The organism is Nocardioides sp. B129/18 (assembly GCF_055282735.1).
On record NZ_JBUZJI010000004.1, the window covers coordinates 37779 to 53646 of the forward strand.

Consider the following 15868-nt stretch of genomic DNA (forward strand, 5'->3'; position numbering starts at 1 on the left):
GGACGTCGTCGTCGTGGCGTGATGGGACGACCGTCGCGCGCCGCACCTGCCGCCCACCTGACGACGTCGTCCTCCGCCCTGCTGCAGGGGCGTCCGGCACGGCATGCTGGGGCGGTGCCGCGCGTCCTGGTGTCCTTCCACGCCCATCCCGACGACGAGGCGCTGCTCACCGGCGGCACCCTGGCCCGCGCGGCGGCGGAGGGGATGCGGGTGGTGCTGGTCACCGCCACCGACGGCGCCGCCGGCCTGGCCGACCAGGAGCCCGGGCAGGACCTCGGGCGTCGCCGGCTGCGGGAGCTGGAGCAGGCCGCCGCCTGCCTCGGCGTCGCACGGGTGGTGCCGCTCGGGCACCCCGACGGAGGCCTGTCGCACGTCGGGCTGGAGCGCCCGACGGCCGACCTCGTGCGGGTGCTGGAGGAGGAGTCGGCCGACCTGCTCACCGGCTACGACCCCAGCGGCGGGTACGGGCATCCCGACCACGTCCACGTCCACCGGGTGGCGCGGGAGGCGCACCGGCGCACCGGCGTCCGGCTGGCCGAGGCGAGCATCGACCGCGCCCTGCTGCTGCGGATCGCACGCGTCGTCGACCTCGTGCCCGGAGCCCCCGCCATCGACCTCGAGCGCCTCGCGGCCGGCTACCTGCCGCGCGGCGAGCTCACGCATCGACTCGACGTCCACGACCACGTGGGTGCGAAGGTGGCCGCCCTGGCGGCCCACGGCTCGCAGCAGGGCGGTGGACGGGGCGTGCGGACGGTGACGCTGCTGCGTCGCCTGCCGGGGCCGCTGGCGCGGGCGGTCCTGGGCCGCGAGTGGTTCCGCGAGGTCGGCGTCGTGCCCGACGGCGTCCTGCGCGACGACCTGCTCGCAGCGCGCTGACGCGCGACGACGGCCCCGACGACGGCCCTGGGCGCCGCGTCAGGCGGGCCGGTGCCAGATGGCGTAGCCGTCGATCAGGGCGGCCCGGTGGTAGCGGCGGGCCAGCACGGCGTCCGCGCGGGCGGCGTCGACGGGATCGATGCCCCACGTGGCCACGCCGCCGCTGCCGGTGACGACCCAGGTCGGTGCGTGGGAGCCCTCGAGCACGTCGAGGAGGTCGTCGAGGTGGGGATCGCGCACCCGCACGGGCAGGCTCCACAGCTCGTCGTAGGGGCTGCGCAGGCCGGCGTCGCGGAGCAGGTCGGGGTGGCCGAACGCGACCGTCCCGGTGTCCCCGGGCCGCGCGTGCGCGGTGAGGTAGGCGACGACGTCCCGCTCCCGGCGGTGTCCTGACCCGTGCAGGACGCCGGGGACCGTCGCGGCGAGCGCGAGGGCGGTGACCACGAGCGGCACCACCACCGCGACGAGTGGCGTCGCGAGGCGTCGCGCGCGCGGCAGCGCGACGGCGGCCAGCACGACGGCTCCCGGCACGAGGTTCAGCAGGTAGTGGCGCCACCAGCTCCCGCCGCCGAGCACCGCCACGGTCTCCCAGGCCAGCATCGCGAGGGCCACCCAGGTCAGGGCGCGCGCGGTCGACCCGGCGACGGCCCGCGCGCCGCGCACCCGCAGGACGCCGAGGACCAGGAGGGTCAGGGGCAGGCCGCTCCCGAGGAGTGATCCGAGCATCCGCTCCGCGCGCACGAGGTTGCCAGCGGGCGCGGCGGTCGCGATCACGGCGCCGGCCCGGAGCCGGAAGGTGACCACCGCGTCCCACAGCCCGAGGGGGGAGGTGCCGAGCAGGGCAGCGCCGAGCAGCGCGGCGAGGAGCACGGCGGCGGCGCCGGCGGCGGCGATCGCGAGCAGTCGGACCCGTCGCCGTCGTCCGCCGGCCACCGGACCGAGGAGGAGCAGGGCGGCCACCGCGACGAGGCCGTCGAGGGCGTTCTGCTTCAGCAGCGGCGCGAGCATCGCCACCGCGCCCGCGACGGCGACCCAGCCGACGGATCGACGCGTGCCGACGCCGTCGCGGGTGGCGCGCAGCGCCGCCAGCACCGCCGCCAGCACCACCGGGGTCGTCAGCAGCTCCCCGCAGGTGGCGCCGGCGCCGAGGGCGGGGGAGACGATCAGCGCCGCGGCCAGCACGGCCGTCAGGAGCGAGGTCCGCCGGGCGACCGTCGCAGCCGCCTCCCGTGAGGCCTCCGCGGCGACCGCACCGGCGAGCAGCACGGTCGCCACGACGCAGAGGAGCCCGATCACGCGCAACGCCGGGAGACCGCCCAGGAGCGCCGCCACCCCGTGGACGGCGATCAGCAGCGGGGGCCGGTCGACCCAGTAGTCGCCGTAGAGGCTCGTGCCGCGATGCCACTGGGCGCCGACCATGAGGAAGCCGGCCTCGTCCGCCGTCGCGGGCCGCAGCAGGTTCGGGAGCCAGGCCAGGGCGGCGAGCGCCGCGATCAGCCAGGTGCCGCGGTCGGGCAGCGCCAGGCGGACCGGGGCGCTGGCGCGCTCCTCGCGGAGGAGCGTCATCGGGTGACGACGTCCTGACGCCGCTCGAGCGCCGCTCGGGGCTCGCTGCCGTCGGCGCGACGCCAGCGCCACACCATGCGCAGCGCCTCGACGACGATCCGCGTCGACATCTTCGAGGCGCCGGCCCGCCGGTCGGTGAAGACGATCGGCACCTCGACCAGCGACAGTCCGCGCCGATCGGCCCGCCACGAGCTCTCGATCTGGAAGCCGTACCCGTCGGCCTGGGACGTCGCGACGTCGATGGTCCGCAGCGCGTCGGCGGTGAAGGCCTTGAAGCCGGCGGTGGCGTCCCGGACCGGCAGGTCGAGCATCAGCCGCACGTAGGCGTTGCCGACGCGGGAGATGAGCCGTCGCGACGGGCTCCAGGCGTCGATCGCGCCGCCGTCGACGTACCGGGATCCGACGGCGACGTCGTGGTGCTCCAGGGCTGCGAGGAGGTCCGGGAGCCGGGCAGGCGGATGCGACAGGTCGGCGTCCATCTGGGCGATGCGCTCGTAGCCGGCGTCGAGCGCCCAGCCGAGGCCGGCTCGATACGCGGCCCCGAGGCCCTCCTTGTCCGTGCGCACCAGCAGGTGGACGCGGGTGCCGTGCGCGGGATGGGCGCGGACGACGTCGGCGGTGAGGTCGGGGCTGCTGTCGTCGACGACCAGCACGTCCACCGCGGCCGCGGCCAGCACCTGGTCGAGGACCGTCGTGATGTTCTCCCGCTCGTCGTAGGTGGGGATGACGACGACGGCTCGGCCGTGCGGACGGTGCGAGGGAGGGCGGGACGCGGGGGCGGAGGAGCGGGGCACGTCCCCACCCTTCCCGTCCGACCTGTCGTGAACCTGACGGCGTGCATCGCCTCAGGACGAGCCTCGCGCCCCCGTCTCGGGACGCCGCCGGAGCAGCGCGGCGTAGATCGGTCCCGCGGCCAGCCAGATCGCGACGATCGCCGTGAGCCGGACCGTCCATGACCACAGCCCGTCGGTGGCGAGGCCCTCGAGGGTGTCCGGAACCGACCATCCCGCAACCAGCTCCATCACCAGCAGCAGCGGGACGGCCACCGCCCATGCGGCGACCACGCGCAGCCACAGCCGCCACTCGTAGGCGACCTTCCCCGGACCGCTGCGCGGGGGCTTGGCCGGAGGCGGTCCATCGGCGAAGCGGTGCGCGAACCGGACGTCGGCAGCCTCGACGAGCGAGCGTCCGAAGCCGACGCTGAAGCCGAGGTAGACCGCGGCGAGGCCGTGCGTGCTGGACGGCTCCGCGCCCCGGGCCAGGTCGATCGCCACCAGCAGCATCAGGACCAGGTCGACGCACGGCACCGCGATGAGCAGCGCCGTGCTGGTGCGTCGCATCCGCAGCAGGTAGCGCGCCGCCAGTCCCAGCAGGAGCAGCGCCCAGAACGCCACCTCCGCCCCGACGATGGCGGCGATGACCCAACCCGAGGAGTCCATGGGCCCATGCTGCCCGGGCGGTCGACCCTGCATGCGTCCGCGGCCATCTGCTCCTGAGGGGTCGCATCAGGCCAGGGAGAACTGCCCCGTCAGCGGCGCTGGACGGCGGTGATGCCGAGGGCGACGCCGAGACCGGCGAGCAGGGAGCCGGCGAAGGTCCAGCCGCGGCTGGTGTCGCCCGACTCGCCGAGGTGGCCCATGCCGGCCAGCGCCAGGAAGCCGCCGGCGACGACCATGAGCACGGCGACGACGAGGCCGATCAGCTGTCCGCGCGTCATGCCGGAACCCTAGCGGCGCGGCTCAGCGGACCACGAGCCCGGCGTCGAGCAGCTCGCGCAGCGTCTGCAGGACGCCGTCGTCGCCGTGCGCGGGCGCGGTGTGGCGGGCGATCGCCGCGACCTCGGGCTGGGCGTCGGCCACCGCGTAGGAGTGCCCGGCCACGCGGAGCATCTCGAGGTCGTTGAGGTGGTCGCCGAAGGCGGCGGTCTCCTCGACGCCGACGCCGAGCTCGCGCTGCAGCCAGGTCAGGGCCGACCCCTTGCTGACGCCGCGCGGCATGACGTCGGCCCACACCGCGCCGGAGCGGACGACGTCGACGCGGGCGGCGTGCGGGAGGAGGACGTCCTCGACGACGTCGGCGATGCCCTCGAGGTCGGCGACGGCGACCTTGATCAGCCGGTCGTCGACGTCGAGGAGGTCCTCGACCCGCGTGAGGGCGGTGTAGTAGCCGAGGACCTGGTCCATCAGCGGGCCGTCGGGCGCCTCGACGTAGGCCATGTCGGGGGCGCAGAGCACGGTGACCGACGGCCGGGTGCGGGCGCGCAGGGTGCTCACGATCCGCTCGACGACCTCGCCGGGAAGCGTCTGCGGCGCGTGCCGCTCGCCGCGATGGACGATGCAGGCGCCGTTGTCGGCGATGAGCGTGGGCCCGGCGCCGTCGTCGGGCAGCACGCCGACGAACAGCGTCGCCACGGAGTGGGCGGAGCGGCCGCTGGCCGGCACGAACAGAGCCCCGGCGGCGTGGAGCGCGCCCAGCACCTCCGCGGTGCCCTCGGGGAGGATCCCGCCGGGCTGGAGCAGGGTGCCGTCGAGATCGCAGGCCACCAGGCGCAGGGCGGGGGAGTCGCTCACGGCACCAGCATGGCCGACGACGTGCCGACCCCCGGCCCCGGGTGCGGGTCGCGGGCCCGTCGGCGCCTCAGGACGCGGGGACGGCCGGCAGGTGGAGGGCCATCACGGTGCCGTCGGGTCCGGTGGACTCGACGCGGAGGTCGCCGTCGAGCGCGGCGGCCAGCCCGTGGGCGACGGCGAGGCCGAGCCCGACGCCGTCGCGTCGTTCGCCCTCTGCGCAGGCCCCGGAGCGCCGCTCGCCGGTGGCGAAGGGCGTGAACAGGCGCGGCAGCAGGCTCTCGGGGACGCCGTCGCCGGCGTCGTGGACGCGGACGACGACCTCGTCGTCGCGCTGCTCGGCCTCGACGAGCACGCCGCACCCGCCGTGCCGCACGGCGTTGTCGACGAGGTTGATCAGCACCTGGCGCAGCCGTCGGCGGTCGGCCAGGACCACCTCCGGGCCGATCCGTCGCTCGATGCCGTGCGGTCGCCCGGGCTCCTGGGCCGCGACGAGCGCCACGGCCTCCTCGACGACCGCGGCGACCGGCACCGGCTCCAGCTCGAGCGGCAGGGCCCCGGCCTCGATCCGGCTGAGGTCGAGCACGTCGGTGAGCAGCTCCATGACGTGCTGTGCGGCGGCGGTGATGTGACCCAGCGCCTCCCGCCGACGCTCGGCGTCGAGGTCGAGGGTGCCGAGCACCTCCGCGAACCCCACGATGGCCTGCATCGGCGTGCGGGCGTCGTGCCCGACGGCAGCGAGCAGGGCGGACTTCGCCGAGGTCATCTGCTCGGCGGTGCGCCGGGCGACCTCGGCCTCCCGCCGGGCGCGCCGCTCGCGCTCGGCGGCGCGGCGCTCGGTGAGGTCGACGACGTTGACGACGTACCGGCTGCCGTCGCCCGGATGGCCGCCGAGCAGCGAGACGCTGAGCTCGACCCACCGCTCCCCGAGGCGGCCCTTGAGGACGACCGGCGACTTGCGGGCGTGGTCGAGGTCGTCGAGGTGGTGGTCCAGGGCGCGGCCCCGCGTGCGGACGAGCTCGTCCAGCGGCACGCCGAGCAGCGGGCCGGCGCGTCCGGCGAGCCGCAGCAGCGCCGGGTTGCAGCGGGCGATCCGGCGCTGCGCGTCGAGGATCGCCATCCCGAGGGCGTTGTCCTCGAAGGAGCGCCGGAACCGCTCCTCGCTGTCGCGGACCTCGCGCAGCAGGCCGGCGCTGTCGATGGCGACGGCCGCGAGGTGGGTCAGGCGGGCGACGAGCGCCTCCTCCCGCGTCGTCGGGGAGTGCGGCCGGCGACGGTAGACCGCGAAGGTGCCCACCGTGCGGCCGTCGCGGCCGGGGATGGGCGTCGACCAGCAGCTGCGCAGGCCGGCCCGGTCGGCGGCGCGTCGGAAGTCGGTCCAGCGCGGATCGGTGCGGACGTCGACGGCGACGACGGTCCGCCCGGTCGCGGCGGCGGTGCCGCAGGAGCCGGCCCCGTCGCGCGCCACGTGGCCGTCGACCGCGTCGACGTAGTCGGCCGGCAGGCCCACGGCGGCGCCGTGGCTGAGCACGCCGGTGTCCCGGTCGAGCAGCAGCACCGAGGACGACGCGTCCTCGCCGAGGAGTCCGAGGGGCTCGAGGACCGCCTCGAGGACGATCCGCAGCGGCGCACCGCGCGCGATCAGCTCGAGCACCCGGGTCTGGGCATCGAGGAGCACCGCGACGTCGTGCCGGGGCAGGGTCGCGTCGGCGGAGGGGGCCGAGGCCGGTGCCGTGGTCACGAGGCGTCCGAGAACCGGTAGCCGACGCCGCGGACGGTGCACAGCAGGCGGGGGTGGGACGGGTCGGCCTCGAGCTTGAGCCGCAGCCGGTGGACGTGCTCGGTGACGGTGGCCTCGCCGCGGGCGTCGGAGGTGGTGCTCCACACCTGCTCCAGCAGCTGCCCGCGGGTGAAGGCGTGCTGCGGGTGGGTGGCCAGGAACATGAGGAGGTCGAACTCGCGCGGGGTCAGCTCGACGGCGACCTCCGCGACGCTGACCGCGCGGGTGCGGGGCTCGATGCGCACCGGCCCCGCGGTGATCACCTCGGTCGCGACCGCGCCGGCCGTGCGGCGCAGGACCGAGCGCACCCGGGCGGCCAGCTCACCGGGGGAGAAGGGCTTGACGAGGTAGTCGTCGGCGCCGAGGTCGAGCCCGGTGATCCGGTCGCTCTCGGCGCTGCGGCCCGAGAGCACGATCACCGGCAGGTCGGTGCGGCCCAGCCGTCCCCCGCGGACGCCGCGGAGCACCTCGAGCCCGCCCAGGCCGGGCATCGAGAGGTCGAGCACCACCAGCGCCGGGGGCTCCTCGACGATGCGGGTGACCGCTGCCGACCCGTCGGCCGCCTCGACGACCGCGAACCCGGCGTCCTCGAGCTGCCAGCGCACGACGGTGCGGATGGCGACGTCGTCGTCGACGACGAGCACCAGCGGCCGGCACGCGTCGACGGGGCTCATGTGTGATGCGCACCACAGCGAGGCCATGCGGTCAGGCGGTTCGGGCAGATCGGCGCGGGCGGATCGGCGCGGGTTCAGCCCCGGCGGAACAGCACCGGCAGCAGGCGGCGCCCACCCGGTCCGGCAGCGGGCTCGCGGTGGTCGGTGACCGAGCGGACCTCGCGGACGCCGGGGTCGAGGGCCCGGACGCCGGCCAGCACGCGGTCCTCCAGCGTCCTGCCGGCGGCGGGGCAGCCGTCGCAGGTGCCGTGCAGGGCGATGTCGACGACGCCGTCGTGCACCGCCACCAGCTCCAGGCTGCCGCCGTGGCTGCGGGCGTAGTCGCCGACCTCGCCGTCGAGCACGCTGCGCACGGCCGCGGCCAGCGCGGTCTCCGGCGAGGCGTCCTCGGGCGCCTGCCAGGCGTCGGGGTCTGCCAGCGCCTGCTGCAGCGCGACGCGGACCGTCTCGCCCTCGGTGGCCCAGGAGCGGCCCGGACCGAGGTCGATGACGATGGCGCCGGGCTGCACCTCGAGCGACGCGAGGGCGCCGACGTCGAGGAGCCGCGCGAGCGCTGGCGGTACGGCGACCGGGATGCCCACGAACGACAGGACGCCCACCGGCACGACCCAGCGGGCGCGGCCCGGCTGACCGGGGACGGCCTCGGCGTGCACCGGCACGGGCCGGGTCATGTCACCGCCGCGACGACGGTGCGCGCGAGCAGGGCCATCACCCATGCGAGCCCGAAGAGGTAGGTGAACGCGATGGCCGGCCAGCGCCAGGAGCCGGTCTCGCGGCGCAGCACGGCGATGGTCGACATGCACTGCAGCGCGTAGAGGAAGAAGACCAGCAGCGAGGCGATCACCGGCGCGGTGAACAGCGGCTCCCCGGTGCGGGGACCCTCCTGGACGCGCATCTGCTCCAGCGCGGCGGCGGGGTCGTCGGGGTTCGTGGCGGCGGCGACCTGGCCGATGGTGGCGACGAAGACCTCGCGAGCCGAGAGCGAGGCGAGCACGCCGACGTTGATCCGCCAGTCGAAGCCCAGCGGCTCGAAGACCGGCTCGACGAAGTGGCCGACGTCGGCGGCCAGGCTGTGGTCGATCGTGTAGGTGGCCACGGCCGTGGTGTCGGCGGGGTCGATGCCCTCCGCGCGCAGCGTCGCGTCGCTGGGGGCGGGCAGGTTGAGCAGCAGCCACAGCACGATCGTGGTGCCGAGGATGATCCGGGTGACCTTGGAGAGGAAGCTGCGGCAGGCGTCCCACACGGCCAGCAGCACCGAGCGCAGCGACGGGATCCGGTAGGGCGGCATCTCCATGTAGAACGGCAGCGCCGGCCCGTTCGAGCGGCCGAGGCGGCTGAAGAGCCAGGCGGTGAGCATCGCCGAGACGGCGCCGCCCAGGTAGAGGCCGAACATGATGACGCCCTGCGCGCCGAAGGGGCCCACGCGGGTGCCGGGGTCGACGAGCAGCCCGATGAGGAGCACGTAGACCGGCAGCCGCGCCGAGCACGTCATCAGCGGCGCGCCCATCATCGTGGCGATGCGGTCGCGCGTGGACGGCAGCGTCCGGGTGGCCATGATCCCGGGGATCGCGCAGGCGAAGGAGGAGAGCAGCGCGACGAACGCGCGGCCCTCCAGGCCCGCTCGCGCCATGACGCGGTCCATCAGGAAGGCCGCTCGCGCGAGGTAGCCGACGCCCTCGAGCACCGAGATGAGGACGAAGAGCAGGGCGATCTGCGGCAGGAAGACCACCACGCCGCCGACGCCGCCGATCAGGCCGTCGGCCAGCAGGCCCGCGAGCCAGTCGATGCCGACCACCGAGCGGACCTGGTCGCCGAGCCAGGCGAAAACCGACTCGACGCCGGCCTGCACGGGCGCGGCCAGGGTGAAGATCGCCTGGAAGAAGGCGAACATCGTCGCGAAGAACACCAGGCTGCCCCACAGCGGGTGCAGCAGGACGGAGTCGAGCCGACGGGTGCGCTCGTCGAGCGCCGGCGCGGCATGGCCGGAGGAGGCCAGCACGGAGTCCACCCAGGCGGTGACGTCGTCGGGCTCGGCCGGCGGCGGCACCAGCGGGCGGCTCCAGGCGTCGGGATCGGCCATGAGCGCGCGCAGCTCGCCGAGCTGCTGGCGTCGTCCGCCGACGACGGCGACCACCGGGACGCCGAGCGCACGCTGCAGCGCGGGGAGGTCGAGGCGGCCCTGGCGGCGGGTCAGCTCGTCGGTGAAGGTGACGACGACGCACACCGGGACGCCCTGCCGCAGCACCTGGGCGACCAGCCGCAGCGAGCGGCGCAGCGTGGTGGCGTCGAGGGTGACCAGCAGGCCCTCGGGCGTGGGGGAGTCGAGGTCGGCGGGGTCGAGGACGCTGGCGACGATCTGCTCGTCGGGGCTGATCGCGGTGAGGCTGTAGGTGCCCGGGAGGTCCTCGAGGAGCACCGGCTCGGCGTCGGTGTCGGCGAGGCCCTCGTAGCGGGTGACCGTGACGCCGGGGTAGTTGCCGGTCTTGGCGCGCAGGCCGGTGAGCGCGTTGAAGAGCGTGGTCTTGCCCGAGTTGGGGCTGCCGACCAGGGCGAGGCGGCGATGACCCGCCTCGAGCACCGCACCCGGCACGCCGCCGGGTCCGCAGTGGTCGCTCACGCCAGTGCGTCGATGCGGATGCACTCCGCCTGGGCGCGGCGCAGGGCGATCTCGTAGCCGGCGACGCGGTAGACCACCGGGTCGCGCAGCGGGGCCCGTCGCACCATCTCGACCGGGGTGCCGGGCACGAAGCCGAGGTCGAGCAGGCGGCGGGTGGTGGCGGGGTCGTCGGTGCGGACGTCGACGACGACCGCGGGCACGCCCGCGGCGAGGTCGTGGAGGGTGGCGGCGGGGCTCGTCGGGCTCGTCGTGGACGCCTCGAAGCGCCTGGCGACGAGCGGACGGCGTCGCAGCGACACCACCGACATGACCGACACCTCGCACCCTGCCTTCCGTCTCGGGGAGCCCGCCTCGTGCGGACGTCTCCGACGATAGCAAAGGCTTACCTCACCTTGGGGAGATCACTGTAGCGCTGGTCCAGCGCGGGGGACAGGGACGTCCGTCACGCCGGCGAAGGTCCTTCGCTTGGGAGCCGGGACGACGCGGGGCACGATCAGTGCCATGGCGATCCTCCACCGCGCGACCCTCACGCCCTCGAAGCCCGAGCTGCTCGCGTCGTTCCTCGGCGGCCCGGTGACGATCCTCGGGGCCTACCGCTACGACGACCCCGCCGGCCAGGTGGGCGTCGAGGGCTTCGTCGTCGAGACCGAGGGCGGCGACCTGCGTCATGCCGTGCTCGCCTACCGAGCCGACGAGCTCGCCGAGGCCGCGGAGCACCTCGTCGGCACCACCGAGCACAGTGCGCTGGGCACCCGATGGGTCTACGACGGCCGCCACGATCCGGTCGTGCGGCAGTGCCTCGAGGCGGCCCTGGCCGGGCGCGTCGAGCAGGCGCTGGAGGAGGTCTTCGACGGCGATCGGTCGCTGGGCGTGCGCGAGCCGTCCGCGCGGATCCGTCGGGTCGAGGGCGCCGCGGCCGACGGGCCGGTGGTCCTCGACGCCCCGGAGCCCGCGCAGGGACGACTCGCCCTCGTGCTGGCCTGGGAGGGCGGCGAGGGCGCGGTCGTCGTGGGCTGAGCCCGGGCCGCGACGCGCTCGTCCGGTCGTGGCCTCAGCGCCACCAGGGCAGCGTGAGGAACCCCTCGGCGCGCAGGGTCGCGGTGAGGATGCGGGGCAGGTCGCTGGCACGCCGGAAGCACAGGAAGCGCGGGGTCCACACCGGGTGGTACTTCGCGTTCGAGCGGTAGAGCGACTCCAGCTGCCAGTAGCGCGAGAGCCGCCGCAGCACGGCGCACCACAGCCGCAGCACCGGTCCGGCGCCGACGCGGTCGCCCCGCGCGAAGACGCCGCGGAACACGGCGAAGTTCAACGAGATCCGGCGCACGCCCAGGCCTGCGGCCTGCTCGCACAGGCCGGCGACGAGCAGCTCGACGATGCCGTTGGCGCTGTCGTGACGACGCCGCATGACGTCGAGGCTCAGGCCGTCCGCACCCCACGGCACGAGGCCGAGGACGCCGTGCAGCGCGCCGTCGGCGTCCCGCGCGGTGACCACGACGGCCCGCGGGTCGGCGGGATCGGCGAGCCGGCCCAGCGCCATGGAGTAGCCGCGGTCGGGGCCGACGCGCCAGGCGTCGGCGTGGCGGCGCAGCTCCTCGCGCTCGGCGTCGTCGAGGGTCTCGACCCGGCGGGCGGCGACGACGAGCCCGGCGCGGCGGCAGCGGGTGACGGCCTGGCGCACGCCCCGCATCGCGCGACCCTCCAGGGTGAACGTGGTGGCGTCGAGGACGGCCTCGTCGCCGATCTCCAGCGCGTCCAGGCCGCCACGGCGGTAGGCCTCGGCGGCCGCCTCGGTGGCGCCGAGCACGGCCGGGGTCCAGCCGAGGTCCTCGCACTCGTCCAGCCAGGCGGCGATCGCCTCGGGCCAGGCGTCGGGGTCGCCGGTGGGGTCGCCGGCGGCCAGGGACACGGTGCCGAGGACGCGGTAGGTGATGCCGGCGCGGCCGTGGGGCGCCAGCAGCACCGAGCGGTCGCCGCGCGTCGCGAAGTAGGAGAGGGAGTCGTGGCGGCCGTGGCGCTCCAGGAGGCCCCGCACGGCGGCGTCCTCGCACGGCGTCAGCCGGTGCGGCCCGTCGGCCGGCATCATCAGCGCCAGGAGCAGGGTCACCAGCACGGCGGAGCCGAGGACGGCCAGCGCGACCGCGGCGGCGTCGGCGGAGCGCTCCGAGGTCCACTCGATCGGCCCGGGGACGCCGACGATGCCGAGCGCCGCCTCGAGGAGCCGGTCCACGAGCGTGGTGCCCCGGGCCTGGCCGCCGTGGTCGACCCACAGCCAGGCCGTGCCGAGCAGGGTGGCGACGACGGGGCCGCCGACGAGCACCGTGGCCACGCGTCCCAGCGAGCGCGGGTCGGGCCTGGCGGTGAAGTGCCGCCGACCCTGGACGAGCAGCACGAGCAGCACGCCGCCGAGCGCGGCCTCCTCGACGTCGAGGCCCTTGAGCAGGTCGAGGACGATCGAGAGCGTGGCCAGCGCCACGCACAGCACCCAGGCGCGGCGCTTCGCGCGGCGGACCGCGCGGGAGGCGACCACCAGCAGCACGCCCACCGCGAGGTCGCCCGTGGTGGCGGCCGCGGGGAAGACGTGGGGCACCCACTCGGTGAGCAGCTCGGTGCGGGCGTGCATGCCCGGTGAGAGCGCGCTGCCGATGTTGACCAGTCCGAGCAGGAGCACGATCCGCGACAGCGCGATCGGCGTCGTCGTCCAGCGCCGCCAGCCGCTCGGCGGGGGGCAGGCGGGCGCCTCCCGGGGGAGCGCGGTGCGGGGTGCGTCGACCAGCTGGGTCATCGTCGACCTCGGGCCAGGGTGTGGATGGGAGGCTCCCTCGAGATTCGGGCCGACGGTGGTCGGCCTCACCCCATGGTAGGAGGCGAACCTGCCACGAACCTCACCACCGAGGTGTCAGCGAGTCGACCGCCAGGCGAGCTCCTGGAGCTCCCACCCGTTGCCGTCGGGGTCGGCCAGCCCGGCCCCGCGCACGCCCCCGCCGAGGTCGTGGATCGGGCCGACGTCGACGCCTCGGGCGATCAGCTCCTCGCGCACTGCGTCCAGGTCGTCGACCACCAGGTGCAGCCCCCGCAGCGATCCGGGCGGACCGCCGTAGACCGCGAGGCCGGTGCCGAGCCCGATCGAGCACGCCGAGCCGGGCGGGGTCAGCTGCACCACGCGGACGCCCTCGGCGGGCCGGACGTCGTGGTCGAGGGTGAAGCCGAGCCCGTCGCGGTAGAAGGCGACGGCGCGGTCGACGTCGGTGACCGGCAGCGGCACGAGCTCGAGCAGCAGACGCACAGGACCTCCTGGAGGATCGCGACCTCGTGATCGCCGGCCCAGCCTGGCAGGCGCGGAGCGACGACGCGCCGCCAGCGGTCCCTCCTGCGCGACGCGCCTCGTCGCCCGCGAAGCACCGGCGGCTCCGTCCAGGTGTGGCAGGTTGGGCGCATGACCTCTCGGAAGAACCGTCCCCTCCGTCTGATCGCCTCGGGCCTGGCCGGCGCCGCCGTCGTGGCCGCGAGCGCGACCGCCGCCCAGGCCGACACGCTGCGGCATCGCGATGCGACCGGTGACGTCGTCGTCACCGCCGCCTCCTCCTCGGGTGCCACGAGCACGCGCGTCGACTCCGCTCAGCGCAACCCCGACTTCACCTCGCTCACGGTCGGCTACGACGCGGATCGGCTCTCGATCAGCGCCGGCATGCGCGACTTCGGCGGCATCGACGACAGCTGGTCGGCCGTCGTGATCACCAGCAAGGGCGACCGCTTCGACTTCAGACGCTCCACCAGCACCGGCTCCGAGACGGGCCTGCCGGAGGTGTCGGTCAAGCGCAACGGCTACCGCCTCTCCTGCGAGGGCATCGTCGTCAGCCGCACCTCGGCCGGCGTCATCGTCCGGGCGCCCTCGAGCTGCCTGGGCGACCCCTACCGCGTGCGCGTCGGCGCGAAGGCGGAGGTCTTCTACCGCGAGGACGGTCCGGGCGACCAGACCGGCGCCGACGACGCCTTCCGCGTCAAGGGCGGCGACGACTCCCGCCCGGTCACCCTCGGCAGCTGGGTCGTGCGCTGAGGCCTCGCCCTCGGTGAGCCTGCTCCGGTGCCCGGGGCGTCGTCAGTCGGCGTCCCGGGCCGCCCGGCCCGCCTGGGTCGTCGCGACGGCCAGGCCCAGCAGCGCCACGGCGGCCGCGATGCTCGAGACGATCGCCGAGGCCGACCACCCGGGGAGCCGCACGACCAGGGCGAGCGCCACCAGGACGAGCGCGGCCAGGCCGCTGGCGCGCAGGGTCGGCGCCGCGGCACGGTGGCCGGCGTCCCAGGCGGCGTCGCTGCGCCTCGTGCTCGGGATGCGGATGCCGACGAGGCCGTTGCGGGGCAGCTGGCCGGCCGCGATCAGCCCGGCGAGGCCCACGTCGACCACCCCGACGATGGCGGCCATCACGGCGGTGGACATCAGGAGCGGATCCATGCGGCCAGTCTGCGTCGGACACGCCGGACCCCACAGTCCGATCGGACGGTAACCTGCCGGACGTGGCCGACCTCTCCTCCCCGCTGACCCTCCCGAGCGGCCTCGTGCTGCCGCATCGGATCGCCAAGGCGCCGATGACCGAGAACCTCGCCGACGCCGACAACCAGCCCACCGTCGCCCACGAGCGGCTCTACCGCCGCTGGGCCGCGGGCGCGGCCGGCGGGCTGCTGATCACCGGCAACCTGATGGTCGACCGCCGCCAGCTCGAGCGCAGCCGCAACATCGTCGCCGACCACCACCTCGACGTCGCAGCCCTGCGCCGCGTGCGCGAGGCCGCGGCCGACAGCCCGGTGATCGCCCAGCTCAACCACCCTGGTCGCCAGACCAACCGGTTCCTCTCCCTGCGTCCCGTCGCCCCGAGCGCCGAGGCCGGCGCGGTGCCGATGATGGGCCTCTTCGGACACCCCCGGGCCCTGAGCGCCGCCGAGATCGAGGCGATCGTCGCCGGGTTCGGCCGCGCGGCGGCGCTGTGCCAGCAGGCCGGGCTGGACGGCGTCCAGGTGCACGCCGCCCACGGCTACCTGCTCGCCCAGTTCCTCAGCCCGCACGTGAACCGGCGCACTGACGCCTGGGGCGGCGACGTCGCCGGGCGGGCCCGCGCGCTGCTGGAGTCGGTGCGCGCGGTGCGCGCCGCCACCGCGCCGGGCTTCACGGTCGCGGTGAAGCTCAACTCCTCGGACTTCCACCACGGCGGCTTCACCGAGGACGACGCCGAGGAGGTCGTCGGGATGCTCGTGGAGGAGGGCGTCGACCTCATCGAGATCTCCGGCGGCACCTACGAGGATCCCGCGCTGTTCGGGGAGGTCGACGCGCTGCGCGCCGGTGCCAGCGCCAAGGAGGCCTACTTCGCCGCCTTCGCCCGTCGCGTGCGCAGCCGCGCCCAGGGCGTCCCGCTCATGCTCACCGGCGGCATCCGCACCCGCGCGGTCATGGAGTCGCTGCTGGCAGACGGCGGCGTCGACGTGATCGGCCTCGGTCGTCCGCTGGCGATCGACCCCGACCTCACCGCCCGGCTGCTCGAGGGCGCCGACGGCGTCGAGCTCCCGCGCTACACGCTGCCGACGGTGGCGGGCCTGGCCGGCGAGTCGGAGTGGTACGAGACCCAGATCCGGCGTCTCGGCGCCGGACGCGAGCCGGCCCCCGGCCTGCGGGCCACCAGCGCGGCCGCGCGGTTCGTCGGTGGCGAGCTGGTCCGCGGCCTGACGGGGGCGCGTCGCCGCGCCCGCCTGGCCGCCGACGTCTGACCCCGGCCCAGGCCTTCGGACGCGTCTCGGCGGA

General features: G+C 75.6%; 17 protein-coding genes. 4 read left to right on the forward strand and 13 right to left on the reverse strand.

Annotated features, from left to right (window positions below; all coding sequences use genetic code 11):
- The first annotated feature begins 114 nt into the window (after positions 1-114).
- The gene (locus tag ACZDWJ_RS04075; RefSeq protein WP_463519641.1) at positions 115-876 is read left to right on the forward strand and encodes a PIG-L deacetylase family protein; all 762 of its coding nucleotides are present in this window, start codon (positions 115-117) and stop codon (positions 874-876) included.
- A gap of 39 nt (positions 877-915) precedes the next feature.
- Here the strand turns inward: ACZDWJ_RS04075 and ACZDWJ_RS04080 are convergent, their stop codons facing one another.
- The 10 genes from ACZDWJ_RS04080 to ACZDWJ_RS04125 all read right to left on the reverse strand — a co-directional run bounded on the left by ACZDWJ_RS04080 (position 916) and on the right by ACZDWJ_RS04125 (position 10388).
- A complete protein-coding gene (locus ACZDWJ_RS04080; protein ID WP_463519642.1) occupies positions 916-2442 on the reverse strand; it encodes a hypothetical protein in 1527 nt (508 codons plus the stop codon).
- Positions 2439-3236, reverse strand: coding sequence for a polyprenol monophosphomannose synthase (locus tag ACZDWJ_RS04085; RefSeq protein WP_463519643.1), 798 nt, complete (start codon positions 3234-3236; stop codon positions 2439-2441). The genes ACZDWJ_RS04080 and ACZDWJ_RS04085 overlap by 4 nt, the downstream gene beginning before the upstream one ends.
- Positions 3237-3287: 51 nt before the next feature.
- The gene (locus ACZDWJ_RS04090; protein ID WP_463519644.1) at positions 3288-3881 is read right to left on the reverse strand and encodes a 2TM domain-containing protein; all 594 of its coding nucleotides are present in this window, start codon (positions 3879-3881) and stop codon (positions 3288-3290) included.
- Positions 3882-3970: 89 nt separating this feature from the next.
- Entirely contained in the window at positions 3971-4159 is a 189-nt protein-coding gene (locus ACZDWJ_RS04095; RefSeq protein WP_463519645.1) for a hypothetical protein, read from the reverse strand.
- Positions 4160-4181: 22 nt separating this feature from the next.
- Positions 4182-5012, reverse strand: a complete 831-nt coding sequence (locus ACZDWJ_RS04100; protein WP_463519646.1) for an HAD family hydrolase — start codon at positions 5010-5012, stop codon at positions 4182-4184.
- Positions 5013-5079: 67 nt separating this feature from the next.
- Positions 5080-6750, reverse strand: coding sequence for a sensor histidine kinase (locus tag ACZDWJ_RS04105; protein WP_463519647.1), 1671 nt, complete (start codon positions 6748-6750; stop codon positions 5080-5082).
- Complete coding sequence (locus ACZDWJ_RS04110) at positions 6747-7463, reverse strand: response regulator (protein ID WP_463519648.1); 717 nt, start codon at positions 7461-7463, stop codon at positions 6747-6749. Before ACZDWJ_RS04110 ends, ACZDWJ_RS04105 begins: the two co-directional genes overlap by 4 nt.
- A gap of 74 nt (positions 7464-7537) precedes the next feature.
- Positions 7538-8134 (reverse strand): NifU family protein, encoded by a 597-nt coding sequence (locus ACZDWJ_RS04115; RefSeq protein ID WP_463519649.1) that lies wholly within the window; start codon positions 8132-8134, stop codon positions 7538-7540.
- Positions 8131-10041, reverse strand: a complete 1911-nt coding sequence (gene feoB, locus ACZDWJ_RS04120) for a ferrous iron transporter B (protein WP_463519813.1) — start codon at positions 10039-10041, stop codon at positions 8131-8133. The genes ACZDWJ_RS04115 and feoB overlap by 4 nt, the downstream gene beginning before the upstream one ends.
- Positions 10042-10076: 35 nt before the next feature.
- Positions 10077-10388 (reverse strand): FeoA family protein, encoded by a 312-nt coding sequence (locus ACZDWJ_RS04125; RefSeq protein WP_463519650.1) that lies wholly within the window; start codon positions 10386-10388, stop codon positions 10077-10079.
- A 193-nt stretch (positions 10389-10581) separates the two neighbouring features.
- Here ACZDWJ_RS04125 and ACZDWJ_RS04130 point away from each other — a divergent pair, with 193 nt between their 5' ends.
- A complete protein-coding gene (locus ACZDWJ_RS04130; protein ID WP_463519651.1) occupies positions 10582-11097 on the forward strand; it encodes a maltokinase N-terminal cap-like domain-containing protein in 516 nt (171 codons plus the stop codon).
- A 34-nt stretch (positions 11098-11131) separates the two neighbouring features.
- On the opposite strand, the gene ACZDWJ_RS04135 is transcribed toward ACZDWJ_RS04130, so the two are convergent.
- Entirely contained in the window at positions 11132-12862 is a 1731-nt protein-coding gene (locus ACZDWJ_RS04135; protein ID WP_463519652.1) for a phosphatidylglycerol lysyltransferase domain-containing protein, read from the reverse strand.
- Positions 12863-12976: 114 nt separating this feature from the next.
- Positions 12977-13363 (reverse strand): VOC family protein, encoded by a 387-nt coding sequence (locus ACZDWJ_RS04140; RefSeq protein WP_463519653.1) that lies wholly within the window; start codon positions 13361-13363, stop codon positions 12977-12979.
- Positions 13364-13513: 150 nt separating this feature from the next.
- Here ACZDWJ_RS04140 and ACZDWJ_RS04145 point away from each other — a divergent pair, with 150 nt between their 5' ends.
- Positions 13514-14134, forward strand: coding sequence for a hypothetical protein (locus ACZDWJ_RS04145; RefSeq protein ID WP_463519654.1), 621 nt, complete (start codon positions 13514-13516; stop codon positions 14132-14134).
- Between the two features lie 42 nt (positions 14135-14176).
- Here ACZDWJ_RS04145 and ACZDWJ_RS04150 read toward each other — a convergent pair whose 3' ends face one another.
- The gene (locus ACZDWJ_RS04150; protein WP_463519655.1) at positions 14177-14530 is read right to left on the reverse strand and encodes an SdpI family protein; all 354 of its coding nucleotides are present in this window, start codon (positions 14528-14530) and stop codon (positions 14177-14179) included.
- 62 nt (positions 14531-14592) lie between these two features.
- Here ACZDWJ_RS04150 and ACZDWJ_RS04155 point away from each other — a divergent pair, with 62 nt between their 5' ends.
- Complete coding sequence (locus tag ACZDWJ_RS04155; RefSeq protein ID WP_463519656.1) at positions 14593-15834, forward strand: NADH:flavin oxidoreductase/NADH oxidase family protein; 1242 nt, start codon at positions 14593-14595, stop codon at positions 15832-15834.
- Positions 15835-15868 lie beyond the last annotated feature (34 nt).